Below are 19,072 nucleotides of genomic sequence, written 5' to 3'. Positions count from 1 at the left end.
GCCGGCCGCCGTCCTGTTCGACATGGACGGCACCCTCGTCGACACCGAGGGCCTGTGGTGGCGGACCACCGAGGAGATCGCCGCGGACCTCGGCCACCGGCTGACCGCCGTCGACGCCGCGGAGGTGGTCGGCCGCGCCGTGGAGGACACCGCGGCCCACCTCGTCACCGTCGCCGGCCGCGGTGCGCCCGAGGCCGTCGCCGCCGCGCTGACCTCGGCGTTCTTCGCCCGGGTGGAGGCCGGGGCGCCGCTGCGTCCCGGCGCCCGGGAGCTGCTGTCCGCCCTCGCCCGCGACGGCGTCCCGTTCGCCCTGGTCAGCGCCTCGCCGCGGATCGTGGTCGACAGCGTGGTGGGGGGCGCGCTGGCGCACGTCCCGTTCCGGTTCACGCTGTCGGCCGACGACACCCCGCGGACCAAGCCGCACCCCGACCCCTACCGGGCCGCCGCCGAGCGCCTCGGCGTGCGGCCGCAGGACTGCGTGGCCGTGGAGGACTCGCCCGACGGCGCCGCGTCCGCCGAGGCGGCCGGCTGCGCCGTCCTGGTGGTCCCCTCGCTGCTGGGCGTCCCCGGCTCGCCCCGCCGCACCTTCCTGCCCACCCTGGAAGGGGTGGACGCGCAGGTGCTGCGGCGATGCCTGGAGGGCCCGGTCACCGCCTGAGCGGGACCCCCGGCCGACGGCTGCCCCGCGCCCGGTGAGCCGGCCGTACGGCCCGCCCCCGGCGAGCCGTACAGCCCGCCCCCGGCCAGGAGGCTGTACGGCCCGACGGCGGCCGGTGGGCCGTACGGGAATCGGCCGATCTGAAGGCGATCTTCCGCGTCGCGCGGCGGGTGCGAGAGCGGGCGCGGCGTGCTCGCAGGCGGGGCGCGCGGGACAGGGAGGTGCCCCCGGGAAGCCGGGGGCACCTTCGCGTTTCGGCCAGATCCGGCAACTCCAACACGCCTGCCCGGTCCAGATGATGACCTGCTGTCAAGACCCGTGCTGTGTTACCGCTAAGCTTCCGGGCCGTTGTCATATGATCATTCGCTTTCGATCGTTTGAGGGTTCTGATGGTTCGAGTGGGATCGTCGCCCGGAAGTCCAGGGCCCACCTCACCCGTCGTTTGGATGCTTCCCGCCCTGGCCACCGCCGCCGCCGGGGCGGCGGCCGTGGCACTGGTGTCCGCACCTGCCCGTACGCCCGTCGCCTGGATCGGTGCCGTGGCGTTCGTCGCGGTGGCGCTCGCGTGTGCCGAGGCCGCCCGGCGCGGCCGGGCCGTCTCGGCCCTGCGGGCCACGGTCACCGCCCAGGAGGCGGCGCTGACGCGCCAGGAGGCGGAGACCGTCCTGCTGGCCCGGGCCCTGCTCCCCGACGTCGTGGAGCGCCTGCGCAAGGGTGAGTTCCCCGAGGAGGTGCTGGCCTCGCTGGAGGCCTCCGACTCCTACGGACCCGGTCTGACCCCCGAGTTCAAGGCCGCCCACCAGGCGGTGCTCCGCTCGGTGCTCGACGCCGTCGTCGCCGAGGAGGACCTGCGCGACTCGGCGCAGCGCGCCTTCGTCAACATCGCCCGCCGCGTCCAGGCCATCGTGCACCAGCAGGCCCAGGAACTGCGGGAGATGGAGGACCGGCACGGCAGCAGCCCCGAGGTCTTCGGCGACCTGCTGCGCCTGGACCACGGCACCGCCCTGATCGGCCGCCTCGCCGACTCCATCGCCGTCCTCGGCGGTGCCCGGCCCGGCCGCCAGTGGAGCAAGGCCGTCCCCCTGTACAGCGTGCTGCGCGGCGCCATGTCGCGGATCATCGACTACCAGCGCGTCGAACTGCACTCGGTCTCGCAGGTCGCCGTCGTCGGCCCCGCCGTCGAACCGCTCATCCACGCGCTGGCCGAGCTGCTGGACAACGCCACCCGCTACTCGCCGCCGCAGACCAAGGTCCACCTGACCGCCGTCGACGTGAACTCGGGCATCGCCGTCGAGATCGAGGACGGTGGCGTGAGCATGAGCGAGGAGGCCCGCAGCCGCGCCGAGCGCATGCTCCGCCAGGCACAGCAGGGCATCGACCTCAACGACCTCGGTGAGACCCCGCGCCTGGGCCTGGCCGTCGTCGGCCGGCTCGCACAGGCGTACGACTTCAACGTCTCGCTGCGCTCCTCGGCCTACGGCGGCGTCCGCGCCGTCCTGGTCATCCCGCAGAACCTGATCACCACCGCCGCGACCGCGACCGGCGTGGCGCACGGCATCGGCACCTCCTCGGGCCCCAGGGCCGCCCTGCCGAGGCCGGCCGGACCGACCACCGCCGGCCCCGCCCGTACGCCCGCCGCCGCCCCGGCCGCCACCGCGGCGTACGCCCCGGCCCCCGCCGCGACCCGCGAGCCGGAGCCGGTGCACCAGGGCGCCGACCCGCGGATCGCGGCCATGCTCGACGAGGTTCCCGTCGTGACCGAACGGACCGAGAACGGCCTGCCGCAGCGCCGTCGCAAGGCCCGCGCCGTGGCGCCGGCCCTGCCCGGCGCCCTGACCGACCCGATCACCGCCGCGGCCGCGGCGACCGCCGACCGGGCCCGGCACACCGAACCCGACCCCGCACCCGAGGTCCAGCCCGGGATGTGGCTGGCCGCCTTCCAGGGCGGCCTGACCGGGGACAGCCAGAGCGCCGTGGGCCGTACCGGCGCAGCACGTCAGAACACAGATGCCTCGCCGGCCGCGGCGAGCAAGGGGGAACAGCCGTGAGCCAGCCGACCAACATGGACTGGATGCTGAAGGACCTGGCCGAGAGCGTTCCGCAGACCCGGCACGTCATCGTCCTGTCCGCCGACGGCCTGCGCATGGCGCAGTACGGCGCGGAGACCGACACCGCCGACCGGCTCGCCGCCGCCTGCGCCGGACTGCAGAGCCTGGCCGGCGCGGTCGCCTCCGAACTCCCGCACAGCAACGGGAGGATGAGGCTCGTCGTCATCGAGATGGACGGCGGCTTCTTCTACCTCATGGCGGCCGGGGCCGGGGCCTTCCTCGCCGTCCTGGCCGACGAGGGCGTCGACGCCGGGCTGATGGGCCAGCGGATGCGTGACCTCGTCGCCCGGATCGGAGAGCACCTCAGCACCCCGCCGCGCCGCGAGGGGCAGCCCGCGTGAGCAACCCGGGCCGGGACTGGGACGACGGCACGCCCGAGCGGCTGTACGTGATCACCGGCGGCCGCAGCGGACCGTTACTGCCCGCCACCCTCGACCTGGTCACCCTGATCATCGCCAAGTCGGGGCCCAGGCCCGGGATGCAGCCGGAGCACGCGGCGATCATGCGGCTGTGCCAGTCGCCGCTGTCGGTGGCCGAGATCTCCGCGTATCTCGGCCTGCCGGTGAGCGTGGTCACCGTACTGCTCGGTGACCTGCTCTCCGCGGGCCATGTGCTCTCCCGTCCCCCCGTCGCCCCCGCCCACCTCCCTGACCTGGCACTGATTGAGGCAGTCATCGATGGACTTCGAAAGCTCTGACCCTCCCGCGGCGACCGCCCCGGGGTACCCCCCGGCGGGGCCGCGGCGCGAGGACGTGCTGCCGGCCACGGCCACCGCCGCGGTCAAGGTGGTGATCGTCGGCGGCTTCGGGGTCGGCAAGACGACCCTGGTCGGCTCGGTGAGCGAGATCCGGCCGCTGACCACCGAGGAGACGATGACCCAGGCCGGGGTCGGCGTCGACGACACCGCGGGCGTGGAGCGCAAGCGCTCCACCACCGTGGCCATGGACTTCGGCCGCATCAGCATCAACGAGGAGCTGGTGCTGTACCTGTTCGGCACCCCCGGCCAGGAACGTTTCTGGTTCCTGTGGCGCGGCCTCTTCGAGGGCGCGCTGGGCGCCGTGGTCCTGGTGGACACCCGGCGCCTGGAGGTCAGCTTCGACGTGATCGGCCGGCTGGAGGAGCGCGGCGTGCCCTTCGTGGTCGCCGTCAACTCCTTCCCCGACGCGCCCCAGTACGCCCTGGAGGAGGTCCGGGGCGCCCTCGACCTGCCCGAGTCCGTCCCGCTGGTGGTCTGCGACGCCCGCAGCCGCGGATCCAGCCGTGACGTCCTCATGACCCTGATGCGCTACCTGCACTCCCTCGCCGTGACCCCGGAGGCCTCGTGACCACCCCCTACCCGACCGGATCCGTCCCGCCTCCGGGCTGTCCGGCACACCGCCTCTACGGCCCCGAGGCCGACGCCGACCCCAGGGGCCTGTACGAGAAGCTGCGCGCCGAGTACGGCGCGGTGGCCCCCGTCCTGGTCCCCGGCGACCTGCCGGCCTGGCTGGTCCTGGGCCACCGCGAGAACCTCGACGTGGCCCGCACCCCGAGCCGCTTCTCCCGCGACCCCCGCCGCTGGCGGGACATGCAGGAGGGCAAGGTCCCGGCGGACCATCCGCTGACCCCGGTCGCCGCCTGGCAGCCCGTGTGCAACTTCCAGGACGGCACGGAGCACGAGCGGCTGCGCGGCGCGGTGACCGAGGCGCTGGAGCGCTTCGACCGGCGGGGCATCCGCCGCTACGTGACCCGGTTCGCCGGGCAGCTGATCGACCGGTTCGTGGAAGCCGGCCGGGCCGATCTGGTCAGGGACTTCGCCGAGCCGCTGCCGATGCTGGTGATGACCCAGCTCGTCGGCATGCCGGACTCCTACGGTCCACGGCTGGTCGAGGCCGCCCGGGACATGATCAAGGGCACCGAGACCGCCGTCACCAGCAACGCCTACGTCACCGAGGCGCTGGAGCAGCTGGTCGCGCGCAAGCGCGTCGTACCGGGCCGGGACTTCACCTCCTGGCTGCTGGAGTCCTCCACCACGCTCACCGACGCGGAGATCATCGAGCACCTGCGGCTGGTGCTGATCGCGGCGTTCGAGACGACCGCCAACCTGATCGCGAACACCTTGCGCATGGTGCTCACCGACCGGCGCTTCCGCGCGAACCTGTCGGGCGGGCACATGACCCTGCCCGACGCGCTGGAGCAGGTGCTGTGGGACGAGCCGCCGCTCACCACCATCCTGGGCCGCTGGGCCACCGGGGACACGGAGCTGGGCGGGCACCGCATCAAGGCCGGCGACATGCTGCTGCTCGGCCTCGCGGCGGGCAACGTGGACCCCGAGATCCGTCCCGACCTCACGGTCCCGGTGCACGGCAACCGTTCGCACCTGGCCTTCAGCGGGGGGCCCCACGAATGCCCCGGCCAGGACATCGGCCGGGCCATCGCGGACACCGGCATCGACGTGCTCCTGTCGCGCGTGCCGGACCTGGAGCTCGCGGTGCCGGAGGGGGAACTGCGCGTGTCCGCCTCCCTCATGTCCCGCCACCTGGTGTCGCTCCCGGTGGTGTTCACCCCGAAGGGCCGCACCGTGACGGCCTCCTCGCCGGTGCCCGCGCAGGTGCCGGTGCAGGTGCCCGCGCCGGCGCAGGTGCCGATGCAGGTGCCGCCGGCGCCGGCGGCACCGGCGGCCGTCCCACCCGCCGCCGCGGGTCACCGCCGCCGGGCCCGCCCGTCGTGGTGGGCCCGGCTGCTGGGCCGCGGCTGAGCGCCGCCGCTACCGCCGGTCCTCCAGCTGCCGCCACCACCAGGCGATGGCGGGGACCGGCGGCGGCCCCTCGTCCGGGTCGCTCGGTCCGTCGCGCCAGGTGACGTCGTACGCGGCGCCCTCCACCGGGAGGGTGTTGCGGTTGCGGGGACTGGCGAACCGCGGTGCGCTGTTCTGCCACTCGATGCAGCCGGCGACGTAGTGGGCGAGGGAGTCGAGGTAGCGCGCGAGCGGCTCGTCGGCGCCCTCGGCCAGCCGCTCGCGCAGCCGGACGAACAGGGTCATCGCACGGTCCCGCAGGGCGACGGCCGGCGCGAGGGCCTCGCGCGGGGTGCAGCCGTGGTGCCCGGCGACGACGTTCAGCAGGTTCTGCTCCCAGGGGTCCTGGTGGTCCTCCTTGTTGTACGAGAACAGGTCGTTGTCGCAGCTGACGATGAACCCGGCGGCGTCGGTGAGGGCCTGGACGGGCGCCGAGTACAGCACGTCGGCCGGCACGTGGATGTCGTTCGCCGCATCGCACCAGGTCAGCGTGAAACGGGTGCCGTTGACGGACATCCGCATGGCGGCGAACTCGTTCAGCGACGGCATGACCCCGAGCTCGGCGTTGGCGGTCTGCCAGCCGGCGCCGAACAGCCAGTCCCGGGTGCCCTCGGCGAACCGGCGCAGCTGGAACGGGGTGAGCACGGCGCGGGTACGGGCCACCAGGTCGTCGAGCGCCGTGGTGAGCGGGCCGGGCGGCAGCAGCCCCGACCCGGGCGCCTCGATCGCGCGGACCAGCCGGGCACTGTGGTCGGCGATGTGCGCGGTGCGGGTGGCGGCGGAATCGGAGTCCTGCCAGTCGTCGACGGCGTTGGCCCAGTAGTTCCACTGGACGAACAGCAGCACCGGCTCCACGTCGCCGTACGGGATGATCCTGCTGGTGAAGTCGGCGCTGTGGGTGGCCAGTCCCCAGGCGCGCTCGGTGTCGTCCGGGTAGAGACCGTACGTGTCGATCCACGCGACGGCCCGCTCCTCGATCTCCGCGGCCTTCGGGTGGATCAGCCCTCGCTCCAACGGGCAGTAGAACGGCGGGAGTTCCCAGCCGATGCGCGAGGGCCGGTGCCGTTCGGCGTAGACGGGGGGCACGGTCAGCGACCCCCGAGGCGGAAGAGGAGCAGCTTGGTCTCCAGCGCGTGGTCGCGCCAGATCCGGAACAGCTTGCCGTGCGTGATCGTGGACTCCCGCAGCCGCTCCCGGGACCAGGCCGAGCGGGCGCCGCGGTGCTCGACGCCGTCCAGCTCGGCGGTGTTCCAGGCCATCGACTGCACCCAGAACTCGGCGACCCGGTCGGTGACGTCCTCGTCCTGCTCCAGGGTGAAGCCGGCGGCCTCGGCCGCGGTGATGTACTCGGTGAACGTGCCCAGACGCGTCTTGTAGTAGCCGTCGATGAACTCGGTCCACTCGGGCCGGCAGATGAAGTGCTCCTGGATTCCGAACCAGCCCCCGGGCTTCAGGGAGCGGGCCACCACCTGGAAGAGCCGCTCGCGGTCCATGTAGCCGGAACTCTCGTTGGCGTACGCCGCGTCGTACTTCACGTCGGTGGTGAACTCGTGCACGTCCGCCAGTACCGGCGTCACCCGGTCGGCGACCCCGGCCGCACGGGCGAAGTCCTCGATCACCGGGACGTGGTCGGCCGCGACGGTCAGACCGGTGACGGACGCGCCGTGCACCTGCGCCCAGTAGAGCGAACCCCCGCCGACCCCGCAGCCGATGTCGAGCAGCCGGCCGGGAGGCGTGGCGTACGCGCCCCAACTGCGCGCGGCGTGCTCGACGATGGCCTCCTGCGACGCGACGATGCGACGCTTGAGCACCTCCTGGGAGACGGTGGTGTTCGGCGTCACGCCCGGATCGAAGAGCCCCATGTGGAAATGGACCCGCGGCCCCGGGCCGTACTTGTGGAGTATGTCCGCGGTCTTCCGGCTGTAGTAGAGCGGCACTTGGGTCTCGTCGAACGCCTGGCCACCCGTGGGGGGCGGGATGACGAGGTTTCTGTCCATCGGTTCTCCGGTCCTGCGGTCGTGTGGGGGTGTTGTCGGCCGCCCCACTGTGCCCGTAAACGATCGATAAAACTCCTCGATCGCACGGGACCTGAGCATAACCACACGTGAAAGGCCAACAATTCTGGCCATTTGATGCACCATCAGACAGATGGTGACCGGGACCCGACGGAGCGGGGGAACGCTTCCGGCCACGCTCAGCAGGCGTGGGCCAGCGGGCGTTCCTGACGGGTGAGGCGGAAGCGGTGGGTCTCCCTGGCGAGCTCGTTGCCGTGCCCGTCGCGGAAGGTTCCGGTCACGGTGTACGTGCCACGGGCCAGCCGGCCGGCGGGCAGCTTCTCGGCGGGCAGGACCACCTCGTACGGGCCGCCGGCCCGGAAGCTGCCGAGCGGGGTCTCGGTGACGGGGAGTGCGCAGCTGCCCACTTCCCGTGCGTCCACGAAGACCAGCCCGTCCACGGCCCGCTCCAGGCGGAACGTGAGTGCCACCGTGAGCAGGGCGCCCTCCGGGAGCTCGAAGGGGATGTCGTCCCCGGCGTCCAGGGGCACGGCCACCCGGCCGAAGCAGTCGGACTCCAGATGGACGCTGAGCAGCTCGAACCGCACGTCGTCGCTCATGCGCTGCGGCTACCCGCCCGGAGCCGGGTCATGCGTACGGAAACATCCCGGTTTGTCCCGAGGTGCTCGGGGCAGGCGCGACACGACGACGAGAGGACGTGAGCGGTATGCGCGTGGCATTCCTGACGGCGCCCGCGGGCGTCGAGCAGTCGGAACTGGAGCAGCCCTGGAAGGCCGTCCTGAACGCGGGCTGGGAGCCGCGCCTGGTGTCGACCCGGCCCGGCGAGGTCCAGGCCTTCCAGCACCTCGAGAAGGCCGATACCTACCCCGTGGACGACGTCGTCGGCCAGACGCCCGCCGACGAGTACGACGCCCTGGTACTGCCCGGCGGCCTCGCCAACCCCGACGCCCTGCGCAGGGAAGCGCGGGCCGTCGCCTTCGCCCGGCACTTCTTCGACGCCGGCCGGACGATCGCGGCCATCTGCCACGCCCCGTGGACGCTGGTCGAGGCCGATGTGGTGCGCGGGCGCACCCTGACCTCCTGGCCGAGCCTGGCCACCGACATCCGCAACGCCGGCGGTACGTGGGTCGACGAGCGGGTCCACGTCTGCCGCGCGGCCCCGGGCACCCTGATCACCAGCCGCAGGCCGGACGACCTGGACGCCTTCTGCGCCACCCTCGTCCGCGAACTCGGCGCCCAGGAATTCGGCACCTGACCCGCGGGCGCGGACAGCCGGGCGGTGCCCGTCAGTCGGGCGGTTCCGGGACCGGCGGGCGCTCCGTCGGGCCGGGCGGCGGTTCCGCCGGGGGAGCGGGCCCCGGCCCCGGCGGGGCGGGCCGCGGGTCGCGCGGTACGGCCCCGGGCTCGCGCGGTTCGGGAGCCGGGTCGGCGGGCGGCGGCTGCCGCCGCCCGGGCCCGGACGTACCCGTCCCGGTCCCGCTCGTCGGCTCGGTCTCGGTCTCCGTCCCGGTCCCGGTCATGGCAGGTCCTTCCTCTCCAGCGGTGCGGTCGCCGGGCCGTGCAGCACCGTGCCGTCGGCCGCGAAGCGCGACCCGTGGCACGGGCACTCCCAGATCTGCTCGGACTCGTCGAAGCCCAGCTCGCAGCCCATGTGCGTACAGCGCGGCGGCGGCCCGAACCCGGCCATGTAGTGCCGCGCCACCGTGGCCTGGGACCGGGCCACCTCGCCGATCTCCCGCAGCGGCAGCAGCCGCCGCGGGTCGTACAGCTCGGTCCACGGCGGCCGCGGCCCGCCCGTCACGTGCGCGGCCAGCAGCGGCCCCGCGACCACCCCGTTGCTCATGCCCCACCCCCCGAAACCGGTCGCCACGAAGACGTGCTGGGTGTCCGGGTGCTCGTGCCCGATGTACGGGAGGTGATCGGCCGAGTACACGTCCTGCGCCGCCCACCGGTATGGCGCCGGCCCGCCCGGGAAACCCGCCAGGTGCCGGTGGGCCCACGCCTCGAGCCGGGCCAGCCGCTGCCCGGTGCCCCCGGCCCCCGGCGTGACCGCCTCCCCGGTGACGATCACCAGCCGCCGCCCGTCCGGGTACGGGGCGCTGCGCACCGACCGGACGCCGTCCTCCTCCGTGAAGTACATGCCCTCCGGAGCGTCCCCGGCGGCCACCGGCGCGGCCACGACCAGCTCCCGGCGTACGGTCAGCCGCGCCATCAGGCCGCTGTGGCAGACCAGCGGGAACTGCGTGGCCAGCACCACGTCCGACGCGTGCACGACCGCGCCGCCCGCCAGCGTCAGCCGGCACTCGGCCAGCTCCCGCAGCCCCGTCACCCGGGTCCCCTCGTGCACGACGCCGCCGCGCGCCACCAGGTCCTCGGCCAGGCCCAGCAGGAAACGGCGCGGGTGGAACTGCAGCTGGTCCTCCACCCGGACCGCCGCCGCGACCGGGTACGGCAGTCCGGTCACCGTCACGTACCGGGCGTCCAGCCCCGCCGCCCGGGCCGCCTCCGCCTCCAGGAAGACCTCCGGAGCCCGCTCGCCGTCCATGACGTACGTGAAGGCGGGCACCCGCTCCAGCTCCGCGTCGATGCCCAGCTCACCGCAGAGCAGCACCGTCCGCCGCAGCGCCTCCTCCTGCGAGCGCGCGTACAGCTCGGCCGCCTCCGGGCCGCGCTCGTGCGCCAGCCGCGCGTACCGCAGGCCGTGCAGGGAGGTCAGCTTCCCCGTCGCGTGGCCGCTGGCCCCGGCCGCGACCCGGCCGGCCTCCAGGACCACCACCTCGCGCCCCGCCCGCACCAGCTCCCGGGCCGCGCACAGCCCGGCGATCCCGGCACCGACCACGACCACGTCCGCCCTGAGATCACCCTCCGGCGGCGGCCGGACGGGCGCGTCGGTGGTGTCGATCCAGTACGAACCCATCGCAGCTCCTCCCGTACGGCCGACGCGGCGCGCCCACGGCGCGCCCCGGACGGCGGATACCCCCTGCGGACCGGCGGATGCGTAGACGCGGCCGATCGGGGCAGGCGCGGGCCATGCGCGAGATCAATCCGTCCGCGGAGCGGGAACCGCGAGGAACCTCCGCCGATCCGCAGCGCGACGAGACGCAGGCCGAGCGGGCCGACCGGCACTGGGCCGAGCTGCTCCAGGAACTGCGGGTCGCCCAGACCGGAGTACAGATCCTGTTCGCGTTCCTGCTGACAGTGGTCTTCCAGTCGCGGTTCACCGAGCTCAGCGACTTCGACCGGAACCTGTACGTCGTCACGGTCCTCCTCGGCGCGGCGACGACCGGGGTCCTGGTGGCCCCGGTCTCCTTCCACCGGCTGGTCTTCGGCCGCCGCCTCAAGCCCGCGGCCGTGACCTGGGCCTCGCGGCTGACCATCGCCGGCCTGGTGCTGCTCTTCCTCACCATGGCCGCCAGCCTGCTGCTCATCCTGCGCTTCGTGCTCGACGACCGCATCGCGGGATGGCTCGTGGGGATCATGGCGCTGTGGTTCGCGCTGTGCTGGTTCTTCATCCCCCTGTGGTCCCGCACGCGGCACACCCTGAAATGACCGCCTGAGGCGACCGCGCGGGCCCCGCGGGTGCCCCGCTCGTACGGCCGCATCGCGCGGCCGGGCCGAACGCGCTCCGGGGGCGCACCATGGATGCACGGAAGCGCCCGTGCGGGATCCTCCCGACCGGGGCGGGCGGCCCGGGTGCTTCGCGACCCGAAAGGTGGGTACACGCGGCCCACCAGCGGCGAGGAGGCAGCCGATGAAGGTTCTCACCATGGGGGTCGAGGAGGAGTTCCTCCTGGTCGACAAGGACGGCGGAGCCCCGAGCGGCCGTGCGCCCGAGGTCATCGCGACCGCGGCCGAGGACCTGGGGGACCAGGTGCAGGCCGAGTTCTACACCGCCCAGGTCGAGGTCTGCACCCGGCCGGGCGCCGACCTCGGCGACCTGCGCGCCCAGCTCGCGCAGCTGCGGCGTACGGCGGCGGCCGCCGCGGACCGGGCCGACTGCAAGATCGTCGCCACCGGAACGCCCGTCCTCCCGCCGGCCGGCCCGCTGACGGTCACCGACTGCGACCGGTACCGCCGGATGGCCCGGCGCTTCGCGTCGATCGTGGCCGGCTTCGACCGCGTGGTCTGCGGTACGCACGTCCACGTCGGGAGCCTGACCCGCGGGGAGGCGCTGGCCCTGTCCCACACCATGCGGCCCTGGCTGCCCGTCCTGCAGTCGCTGACCGGGAACTCCCCCTTCACGCGCGGGCGCGACAGCGGGTACGAGAGCTGGCGGAGCGTGGAGTTCGCCCGCTGGCCGACCGTCGGGCCGGCCCCGGTGCTGCGCGAGCCCGAGTACGACGACCTCCTCGACGGGTTCGTCCGCGACCGGATCCTGCTGGACCGCCGGATGCTCTACTGGTACGCCCGCCCCTCCGAGCACGTCCCGACGCTGGAGATCCGGGTCGCCGACGCCAACGCCGAACTGGACACCGTGGTGCTGCTGGCGGCCCTGGTGCGCGGACTGTCGACCACCCTGCTCGCCGAGGTCGAGGCGGATCTGCCCGTCGCCGGGGTGCCGGACCGGCAACTGCGCTCGGCACACGAGTACGCCGCCCTGCACGGACTGCGCGGCGCCGGGCTCGACCCCGTCGACGGACAGGAGCTGCCGGCCGGGCGGCTGGTGGACCGGCTGGTCGAGCGGGCCGCGCCGGGCCTGGAGGCCGCCGGTGACCTGGGCCTCGTACAGGACCTGCTCAAGGCGCTGCGCGCGGACGGCACCGGCGCCGCGCGCCAGCGCGCGACGTACGCGCGGCGCGGGTCGCTGACCGCGGTGGTGGACGCGCTGGCCGCGGCCACGGTGGCGGCCTGAGGTGACGACGGGGCGGCGATGGCGATGGACGACCGGGAGCTCTCACGACGGGAACTGATGATCCTGGGCGAGATCGAGCGGATGCTGGACCAGGACGCGGTGCTCGCACGCCGGCTGCGCACGATGCGGCGCGGCGCGCGGCCGTGGTCGGGGCCGGCGGCAGGGGTGCGCCGGCACCGGCTCGCCCTGGCGACGGTGCTGCTGGGGCTGGTGTCGGCGGGGCTGTTCGTGCCCGCGGTGGCCCGGTCGTCACCCGTGCTGATCTGGGCCTTCGCCGTCTCCTGGGTGCTGATGCTGGTGTGTCTGCTGGGGCTGGTCTGCCGCTGGTGCCGGCGCTTCGGTGGACGGTCGTGACACGGCCGCGCGGGCGGTGGCCCGTGGGAACCCCAGGGAACCCTTGGGAATCACTACTTGACCGGCCAGTAGGGCAGGCATAGGTTCTGGCGCGGCTTGCTCCACCTGGGACGGGCCCGGATCCGTCCTATTGGGGGGACACATGAAGCACTACATCGACGTCCTCAGGAAGTACGCGCTGTTCGGCGGCCGGGCCCGTCGCCAGGAGTACTGGCTGTTCGCCCTGTTCAGCGGGATCATCGAGATCGCGCTCCTGGTCCTCGGCCGTCTGACCGGGGTGGGCCTGATCCCCATGGCCGTCTATCTCGCCGTGGTCTTCCTGCCGGGCCTGGGCGTCACGCTCCGCCGGCTGCACGACACCGACCGTTCGGGCTGGTGGGCGCTGATCGGCCTGATCCCGGTGATCGGCTGGATCGTCATCCTCGTCTTCATGGCGGACGAGGGCCGCACCGAGCCGAACAAGTGGGGCCCCAACCCCAAGTACGCCGGGGCGGCCTGAGGCCCTCCGGGGCGCCCGCACCGTTCCCGGGCGCCCCGGGTGACCCGCCTCTCGTAGATCCGTCCGAAGCGGCGGCAGGGGTCCTTGTCGAAGGAGACCCGATCACGAGATATCTTGATGTCAAGCAATGTTGCAGACGTGGACGTGGAGCGGAGTACCCGGTGACTGACTCGACCATCATCTATACGCACACTGACGAGGCTCCGGCCCTGGCGACCTATTCGTTCCTGCCGATCGTCCAGGCGTACGCCTCGACCGCCGGCGTCCGGGTGGAGACCCGCGACATCTCGCTGGCCGGCCGCATCATCGCCAGCTTCCCCGAGGCCCTCCAGGCCGAGCAGCGCATCGACGACGCCCTCGCCGAGCTCGGTGAGCTGGCCAGGACGCCCGCCGCCAACATCATCAAGCTGCCGAACATCTCGGCCTCGATCCCGCAGCTCAAGGCCGCCATCGCCGAGCTCCAGGGCCAGGGCTACGCCCTCCCGGACTACCCGGACGACCCGAAGACCGACGAGGAGCGCGAGCACCGCGCCCGCTACGACAAGGTCAAGGGCAGCGCCGTCAACCCGGTCCTGCGCGAGGGCAACTCCGACCGCCGCGCCCCCGCCTCGGTCAAGAACTACGCCAAGGCCCACCCGCACCGCATGGGCGCCTGGTCCGCCGACTCCAAGACCGACGTCGCGACCATGGGCGAGAACGACTTCCGCTCCACCGAGAAGTCCGCGGTGATCGCCGAGGCCGGCACGCTGCGCATCGAGCACGTCGCCGCCGACGGCACCACCACCGTGCTGCGCGCGTCCGTACCCGTCCTGGCGGGCGAGGTCGTCGACGCCTCCGTCATGCGCGCCGCCGCCCTGCGCACCTTCCTCTCCGAGCAGATCGCCCGCGCCAAGGCCGAGGGCGTCCTGTTCTCCGTGCACCTCAAGGCCACGATGATGAAGGTCTCCGACCCGATCGTCTTCGGCCACGTCGTGCGCGCCTTCTTCCCCAAGACCTTCGCCCAGTACGGCGAGGTGCTGGCCGCTGCCGGCCTGTCCCCGAACGACGGCCTCGGCACCATCCTCGGCGGCCTGGACGCCGTCCCGCACGGCCTCGGCGCCGAGATCAAGGCCTCCTTCGAGGCCGAGCTCGCCGAGGGCCCGGCCCTGGCCATGGTCGACTCCGACAAGGGCATCACCAACCTGCACGTCCCCTCGGACGTCATCGTCGACGCCTCCATGCCGGCCATGATCCGCACCTCCGGCCACATGTGGGGCCCGGACGGCCAGGAGGCCGACACCCTCGCCGTCCTCCCGGACAGCAGCTACTCCGGCGTCTACCAGGCCGTCGTCGAGGACTGCCGCGCCCACGGCGCGTACGACCCCGCCACCATGGGCTCGGTGCCGAACGTCGGCCTGATGGCCCAGAAGGCCGAGGAGTACGGCTCCCACGACAAGACCTTCGAGATCGCCGCGGCCGGCACCGTCCGCGTCGTCGACGCCGCGGGCAACGTCGTCCTGGAGCAGGAGGTCGCCGAGGGCGACATCTTCCGCGCCTGCCAGACCAAGGACGCCCCGATCCAGGACTGGGTCAAGCTCGCCGTCACCCGCGCCCGCGCCACCGGCGACCCGGCCGTCTTCTGGCTCGACGCGACCCGCGCCCACGACGCCCAGCTGATCGCCAAGGTCAACACCTACCTCGCCGACCACGACACCGAGGGCCTGGAGATCAAGATCCTGGCCCCCGTCGAGGCCACGAAGTTCTCCGTCGAGCGCATCCGCCGCGGCGAGAACACCATCTCCGTCACCGGCAACGTGCTGCGCGACTACCTGACCGACCTCTTCCCGATCCTGGAGCTGGGCACCAGCGCCAAGATGCTCTCGGTCGTCCCGCTGATGAACGGCGGCGGCCTCTTCGAGACGGGCGCCGGCGGCTCCGCCCCCAAGCACGTCCAGCAGCTGGTCAAGGAGAACTACCTGCGCTGGGACTCCCTCGGTGAGTTCCTCGCGCTGGCGGTCTCCTTCGAGCACCTCGCCACCACCACGGGCAACGCCCGCGCCCAGGTGCTGGCCGACACCCTCGACCGCGCCACCGGCAGCTTCCTCAACGAGGACAAGTCGCCCTCGCGCCGCCTCGGCGGCATCGACAACCGCGGCAGCCACTTCTACCTCGCCCTGTACTGGGCGCAGGAGCTGGCCAAGCAGACCGACGACGCCGAGCTGGCCACCGCCTTCGCCCCGCTGGCCAAGACGCTGGCCGAGCAGGAGCAGACCATCGTCGACGAGCTGATCGCCGTCCAGGGCAACCCGGCGGACATCGGCGGCTACTACCAGCCCGACCCGGCCAAGGCCGCGGCGGTCATGCGCCCGTCCGCGACCTTCAACCAGGCGCTCGCGATCCTGGGCTGACCCCGCCGCGCGGCCGATCCCCGCGCGACACCGCACCACCCGCGCCGCGCGTACCCCGCGTACCACCGGCGCGTCACCCCGCCCCGGCCAGGCTTCCGCCCGGCCGGGGCGGGGTCGCGTTTTCGGCCACGTGGCGGGGGAGCGTGCGCTAACGTTCACGGCCTGTGGGCGAGGGGGAGGCTGCTGTGGCACGGCGCGACGGAACGTCCTGCGCGGGAGGCGGCTGCGGAACGCTTCTGTTGCTGTTCCTCTTCGTCCTCCCGACCGTCGGCTACCTGCTGTCGGTGCCGCTGACCCTGCCCGACCTGCTGGCCGAACAGACGCCCCCGCAGCGGCTCCAGGGCTTCGGGGAGCACCTGACCGCCTACGCCCTCCCGGTCGTCGTGGCCGTGCTCGTGGCCCTCTGGGCGAGCCGCCGCCGCGCGTTCGTGTGGTGGCTGGTCCTGACCCGGGCCGCCGGCCTGCTCGCCCTCGTCGCCGCCGCCCTGTGGTGGACGCACGGCCAGGTCGGCGACCACCCCCTGTGGAACGTCCGGGCGACGGCCGAGAGCGTGGCCGCCGGTCTGGTGGCGTTCGCCTTCGTCGCCGCCGTACGCCGGTGGGACGCGTCCCGGGGCGGCCCGTCCGCCGCTCCGACCCGCCGCCGGCCGGCCCCGGGGGAGATCTGGCTGGCGATGGTCCCGCTGCGGGAGGACCCCGCCCGGCAGCTGCGCCACTACTGCGTCGTGCTGGCCGCCCACGACGACCATGCCGAGGTCGCCCAGATCACCACCAAGGACAAGGACGGCCGCTCCGACCACATCCGGATGCCGAACGACGGCTGGGACAAGGTCTCCGGCCGCGACCACTGGGTCGAGTACGGCCGTCCCCCGCGCCGCGTGGACTACCACCTCTTCCTCGCCGCCCGCCCCCAGGGCCGCTGCCCGGCCCCCGTCTGGCGCCGGCTCAGCCGCGACCCGGACTGAGCGCGCACAACGCCCGTCCGTCCTGGGCCCGTTCCGGCTCCTCCTCGCGCAGGCCGTCCCGGCCGTCGTCCCAGCTGCCCAGGGCCACCTCGGCGGTGATGCCGGGACCGGACCCCGCGATCAGCCCTCGGCCGGCGTGCTCGGCGCCGCCGTCCTCGAAGAAGCGGTCGAGGGCGTCGAAGACGACGGCGCTGGCGCTGTTCCCGCGCTCGCTCAGGGTCGCCCGGCCGTAGCGGAACATCGACGCCGGCAGGCGCAGGTGGGCGCCCAGGTCGTCCAGGATGCGCGGGCCGCCCGCGTGCACGATGCGCCGCAGCTGCGGGCGGTCCTCCGGGGGTGCGTCCATGAGCTGGCAGATCGTCATGAGGGGCAGCTCGTCGGCGAGATGGGCCATGACGTCGGCCAGTCCGCCGGCGGCGGCCATCCGGTCCACCAGGGTGTCCGCGGCGGCCTGGGTCCAGGGCCGCAGTGCCTCCACCCGGGGCGTGGTGAAGGCCCTGACGACCAGCTTGCGCACCCGGTTGAGGGCTGGCGCGTCCACGAGGTTGATCGCCTCGGCCTGGGCGATGGGGGCCGGGGTGATCCGAGGGAAGTCCCGGCCGACCAGGGCGGCGCGGCTGAAGCGGCGGTCGGAGGTCACCGTCCGGCCGTGCCGGTGTTCGGCGGTGCCGGTGCCGGTGCGGGGAGGTGCCGGTGCGGGGAGGGGCTCAGACCGCGACGGCCTCCAGGACCGAGGGCAGGGTCGGGGTCGGCAGGATCCGCTCCAGGCGGAAGCCCGCCCGGCCCAGCAGGTCCGAGAACTCGGCCGCGGTGCGCTCGCGTCCGCGGACGGCCAGCAGCATGACGACGTCGACGTTCACCGCCGGGTGCGGCGCGGAGCCCTCCGGCAGGACGGCGTCCACGACCAGCAGCCGGCTGCCGGGGGCTGCCGCGCGGCGGATCGTCCCGAGGATCCGCAGGGCGTCCTCGTCGCTCCAGTCGTGCAGGATGTGCTTGAGCACGTAGAAGTCGCCCCCGGGCGGCACGGCGGAGAAGAAGTCGCCGCCCTCGGTGTGCCACCGGCCCGCCAGTCCGGGCCGGTCCAGGAGGTGTTCGGCGACCGTCGCGGGCTGGTCGAAGAGGACGCCGGTCAGGGTGGGCTCCCGGGTCAGTACGGCGTCCAGCAGGCCGCCGCGGCCCCCGCCCACGTCGATCACGCGCGCCCCCTCGGGGAACGTGTAGCTCTGCGCGACGAGTTCCTCCACGGGACCGGACATCGAGGCCATGCCGGCGTCGAACGTGGCCCGGTCCTCGGGGGCCTTCAGGAGGTGCTCGAAGAACGACGTGCCGTACGCGAGCTCGAAGGCGGGTTCGCCCGTACGGAGGGTCTCCGCGAGCCCGTCCGTGGACCGCCCGAACATCGGGTCCGTGATCATCAGGACGGCGGCCAGCTGCGATCCCGGCGCGTCCGTGCGCAGCGCCTGCGCGCTGTCGTCCAGCCGGAACGCGCCCCGGTCGTCCTCGTGGAAGAGACCCCGGACCGCCAGCAGCCGCAGGATCCGGCGCAGGGACGGGGCGTGGGTGCCGGTGCGGGCGGCGAGGTCGTCGGCGGTGCGGGGGCCGTCGCCGAGGTGATCGGCGATCCGGTGCACGGCCACGGCCCGCAGCGCGGCGCCGTGGATGTGCCCGTACATCAGGTCCTGGAGGGGAGAGGGTCCGAAGGGGTCGGTCGGGTGGTTCGGTTCACCGGTGGTGCCGGCCACGGTCGCGCTCCTGTCGTCTGGGTCTCGATTTTCCCGGAGTACCGCAAACGGCCATGGTCACCCGCCCCCCGAGGGCGCGGGGGCGCTTTGCGCGGACCCGTCCGCCGTCAAGTCGACTTCCGGCCGGGTCCCCGGGGTCGCCCGGCGCCGGGCGCTCAGAGACGGTGGACCCGCTCCTGCTCCATGATCAGCGGGTACCGGCCGGCCGCCAGCAGCCGTACGCCGGGGGCGACCGCCAGCAGCTTGCGCAGCCAGCCCAGGGCGGCGGCGTCGAGCCGGTCGCAGCCCTCCACGACGAGCAGCATGTCGCGTTCGGCGAGCCAGGACGCGGCGTTCGCACCGCCGCAGGGGAGGAAGGGCATGCCGGGTACGCAGCCCAGCGCCTCCACCAGTTCGCGCACCCCCGTGGTGCGCTCCAGGCTGACGAAGGTCACCCCGTCGTAGAAGTTGGACGCGACCCGGCGGGCGATCTCCCGTACCAGCAGGGCGCGTTGTTCCCGCACCGGTCCGGTGACGGTCAGCACGCGGCCCCGGCGGACCGCCGTGAGCAGCCGCGACATCTCGTCGGAGGTCGCCGGAAGGGCCCCCGGATGCCCTGAATTCCCCATCGGCACGATGCCCCCCATGCATACGTGTCCCCGTGCACGGCCCGAGGCTCGATTCAAGCCGTGCCCAGATGATTATCCGCCAGGTGTGACGGATGGCCAGCGGAAGGG

Annotated in this window: 19 protein-coding genes and 1 pseudogene; 13 read left to right on the top strand and 7 right to left on the bottom strand. The window is 73.6% G+C overall.

Features of this window, described 5'->3' with window-relative positions; genetic code table 11:
• Positions 1-22: 22 nt before the first annotated feature.
• The 6 genes from ACIPXB_RS23735 to ACIPXB_RS23710 all read left to right on the top strand — a co-directional run bounded on the left by ACIPXB_RS23735 (position 23) and on the right by ACIPXB_RS23710 (position 5,503).
• Positions 23-658, top strand: coding sequence for an HAD family hydrolase (locus tag ACIPXB_RS23735; RefSeq protein WP_401453087.1), 636 nt, complete (start codon positions 23-25; stop codon positions 656-658).
• A 389-nt stretch (positions 659-1,047) separates the two neighbouring features.
• Positions 1,048-2,706: a sensor histidine kinase gene (locus tag ACIPXB_RS23730; protein ID WP_401453020.1), complete on the top strand. Its 1,659-nt coding sequence runs from the start codon at positions 1,048-1,050 to the stop codon at positions 2,704-2,706.
• A 14-nt stretch (positions 2,707-2,720) separates the two neighbouring features.
• Entirely contained in the window at positions 2,721-3,107 is a 387-nt protein-coding gene (locus tag ACIPXB_RS23725; RefSeq protein WP_401453085.1) for a roadblock/LC7 domain-containing protein, read from the top strand.
• Entirely contained in the window at positions 3,104-3,463 is a 360-nt protein-coding gene (locus ACIPXB_RS23720) for a DUF742 domain-containing protein (RefSeq protein WP_401453018.1), read from the top strand. Before ACIPXB_RS23725 ends, ACIPXB_RS23720 begins: the two co-directional genes overlap by 4 nt.
• Entirely contained in the window at positions 3,444-4,091 is a 648-nt protein-coding gene (locus ACIPXB_RS23715; RefSeq protein WP_401453016.1) for a GTP-binding protein, read from the top strand. The genes ACIPXB_RS23720 and ACIPXB_RS23715 overlap by 20 nt, the downstream gene beginning before the upstream one ends.
• A complete protein-coding gene (locus ACIPXB_RS23710) occupies positions 4,088-5,503 on the top strand; it encodes a cytochrome P450 (RefSeq protein ID WP_401453014.1) in 1,416 nt (471 codons plus the stop codon). Before ACIPXB_RS23715 ends, ACIPXB_RS23710 begins: the two co-directional genes overlap by 4 nt.
• Positions 5,504-5,512: 9 nt before the next feature.
• On the opposite strand, the gene ACIPXB_RS23705 is transcribed toward ACIPXB_RS23710, so the two are convergent.
• From ACIPXB_RS23705 to ACIPXB_RS23695, 3 genes are all read right to left on the bottom strand, one after another.
• On the bottom strand, positions 5,513-6,628 hold the full coding sequence (locus ACIPXB_RS23705) for a hypothetical protein (RefSeq protein ID WP_401453012.1): 1,116 nt from the start codon (positions 6,626-6,628) through the stop codon (positions 5,513-5,515).
• A gap of 2 nt (positions 6,629-6,630) precedes the next feature.
• Complete coding sequence (locus tag ACIPXB_RS23700; protein ID WP_401453010.1) at positions 6,631-7,539, bottom strand: SAM-dependent methyltransferase; 909 nt, start codon at positions 7,537-7,539, stop codon at positions 6,631-6,633.
• A 197-nt stretch (positions 7,540-7,736) separates the two neighbouring features.
• Complete coding sequence (locus ACIPXB_RS23695) at positions 7,737-8,156, bottom strand: hypothetical protein (RefSeq protein WP_401453008.1); 420 nt, start codon at positions 8,154-8,156, stop codon at positions 7,737-7,739.
• A gap of 107 nt (positions 8,157-8,263) precedes the next feature.
• Here ACIPXB_RS23695 and ACIPXB_RS23690 point away from each other — a divergent pair, with 107 nt between their 5' ends.
• Positions 8,264-8,812 (top strand): type 1 glutamine amidotransferase domain-containing protein, encoded by a 549-nt coding sequence (locus tag ACIPXB_RS23690; protein ID WP_401453006.1) that lies wholly within the window; start codon positions 8,264-8,266, stop codon positions 8,810-8,812.
• Positions 8,813-9,073: 261 nt separating this feature from the next.
• Here the strand turns inward: ACIPXB_RS23690 and ACIPXB_RS23685 are convergent, their stop codons facing one another.
• Positions 9,074-10,474 carry an FAD-dependent oxidoreductase gene (locus ACIPXB_RS23685; RefSeq protein ID WP_401453004.1) on the bottom strand — a complete coding sequence of 467 codons (1,401 nt, stop codon included), beginning with the start codon at positions 10,472-10,474 and terminating at the stop codon, positions 9,074-9,076.
• A gap of 113 nt (positions 10,475-10,587) precedes the next feature.
• Between ACIPXB_RS23685 and ACIPXB_RS23680 the strand changes: the two genes are divergently transcribed.
• From ACIPXB_RS23680 to ACIPXB_RS23655, 6 genes are all read left to right on the top strand, one after another.
• A complete protein-coding gene (locus ACIPXB_RS23680) occupies positions 10,588-11,106 on the top strand; it encodes a DUF6328 family protein (RefSeq protein WP_401453002.1) in 519 nt (172 codons plus the stop codon).
• A gap of 202 nt (positions 11,107-11,308) precedes the next feature.
• A complete protein-coding gene (locus tag ACIPXB_RS23675) occupies positions 11,309-12,409 on the top strand; it encodes a glutamate--cysteine ligase (RefSeq protein WP_401453000.1) in 1,101 nt (366 codons plus the stop codon).
• Positions 12,410-12,427: 18 nt separating this feature from the next.
• Entirely contained in the window at positions 12,428-12,763 is a 336-nt protein-coding gene (locus ACIPXB_RS23670; protein WP_401452998.1) for a hypothetical protein, read from the top strand.
• A 142-nt stretch (positions 12,764-12,905) separates the two neighbouring features.
• On the top strand, positions 12,906-13,262 hold the full coding sequence (locus ACIPXB_RS23665) for a DUF805 domain-containing protein (RefSeq protein WP_401452996.1): 357 nt from the start codon (positions 12,906-12,908) through the stop codon (positions 13,260-13,262).
• Between the two features lie 161 nt (positions 13,263-13,423).
• Positions 13,424-15,649, top strand: coding sequence for an NADP-dependent isocitrate dehydrogenase (locus tag ACIPXB_RS23660; RefSeq protein ID WP_401452994.1), 2,226 nt, complete (start codon positions 13,424-13,426; stop codon positions 15,647-15,649).
• Positions 15,650-15,888: 239 nt separating this feature from the next.
• Entirely contained in the window at positions 15,889-16,614 is a 726-nt protein-coding gene (locus ACIPXB_RS23655; RefSeq protein ID WP_401452992.1) for a hypothetical protein, read from the top strand.
• On the opposite strand, the pseudogene ACIPXB_RS23650 reads toward ACIPXB_RS23655, so the two are convergent.
• The 3 genes and pseudogenes from ACIPXB_RS23650 to ACIPXB_RS23640 form a co-directional block, all read right to left on the bottom strand.
• Positions 16,595-16,921, bottom strand: a pseudogene (locus tag ACIPXB_RS23650) (hypothetical protein); the annotation flags it as partial. The gene ACIPXB_RS23655 and the pseudogene ACIPXB_RS23650 sit on opposite strands and share 20 nt — an antisense overlap.
• A 400-nt stretch (positions 16,922-17,321) precedes the next feature.
• Positions 17,322-18,356, bottom strand: coding sequence for a methyltransferase (locus tag ACIPXB_RS23645; protein ID WP_401452990.1), 1,035 nt, complete (start codon positions 18,354-18,356; stop codon positions 17,322-17,324).
• A 155-nt stretch (positions 18,357-18,511) separates the two neighbouring features.
• On the bottom strand, positions 18,512-18,982 hold the full coding sequence (locus ACIPXB_RS23640; RefSeq protein ID WP_401452988.1) for a hypothetical protein: 471 nt from the start codon (positions 18,980-18,982) through the stop codon (positions 18,512-18,514).
• Between the last annotated feature and the right edge of the window lie 90 nt (positions 18,983-19,072).

It is taken from the genome of Streptomyces sp. NPDC090022 (assembly GCF_044748145.1).
Taxonomy (GTDB): Bacteria; Actinomycetota; Actinomycetes; order Streptomycetales; family Streptomycetaceae; genus Streptomyces.
Note: the sequence above shows the minus strand (reverse complement) of the source record. Positions and strands in the feature narration are given on the sequence as shown.

Excerpts from the sequence above, each read along its gene's own strand:
- ACIPXB_RS23735 (WP_401453087.1), top strand. The coding sequence starts at position 23 with ATGGACGGCACCCTCGTCGACACCGAGGGCCTGTGGTGGCGGACCACC.
- ACIPXB_RS23730 (WP_401453020.1), top strand. The coding sequence starts at position 1,048 with ATGGTTCGAGTGGGATCGTCGCCCGGAAGTCCAGGGCCCACCTCACCC.
- ACIPXB_RS23725 (WP_401453085.1), top strand. The coding sequence starts at position 2,721 with ATGGACTGGATGCTGAAGGACCTGGCCGAGAGCGTTCCGCAGACCCGG.
- ACIPXB_RS23715 (WP_401453016.1), top strand. The coding sequence starts at position 3,444 with ATGGACTTCGAAAGCTCTGACCCTCCCGCGGCGACCGCCCCGGGGTAC.
- ACIPXB_RS23700 (WP_401453010.1), bottom strand. The coding sequence starts at position 7,539 with ATGGACAGAAACCTCGTCATCCCGCCCCCCACGGGTGGCCAGGCGTTC.
- ACIPXB_RS23695 (WP_401453008.1), bottom strand. The coding sequence starts at position 8,156 with ATGAGCGACGACGTGCGGTTCGAGCTGCTCAGCGTCCATCTGGAGTCC.
- ACIPXB_RS23690 (WP_401453006.1), top strand. The coding sequence starts at position 8,264 with ATGCGCGTGGCATTCCTGACGGCGCCCGCGGGCGTCGAGCAGTCGGAA.
- ACIPXB_RS23685 (WP_401453004.1), bottom strand. The coding sequence starts at position 10,474 with ATGGGTTCGTACTGGATCGACACCACCGACGCGCCCGTCCGGCCGCCG.
- ACIPXB_RS23680 (WP_401453002.1), top strand. The coding sequence starts at position 10,588 with ATGCGCGAGATCAATCCGTCCGCGGAGCGGGAACCGCGAGGAACCTCC.
- ACIPXB_RS23675 (WP_401453000.1), top strand. The coding sequence starts at position 11,309 with ATGAAGGTTCTCACCATGGGGGTCGAGGAGGAGTTCCTCCTGGTCGAC.
- ACIPXB_RS23670 (WP_401452998.1), top strand. The coding sequence starts at position 12,428 with ATGGCGATGGACGACCGGGAGCTCTCACGACGGGAACTGATGATCCTG.
- ACIPXB_RS23665 (WP_401452996.1), top strand. The coding sequence starts at position 12,906 with ATGAAGCACTACATCGACGTCCTCAGGAAGTACGCGCTGTTCGGCGGC.
- ACIPXB_RS23640 (WP_401452988.1), bottom strand. The coding sequence starts at position 18,982 with ATGGGGGGCATCGTGCCGATGGGGAATTCAGGGCATCCGGGGGCCCTT.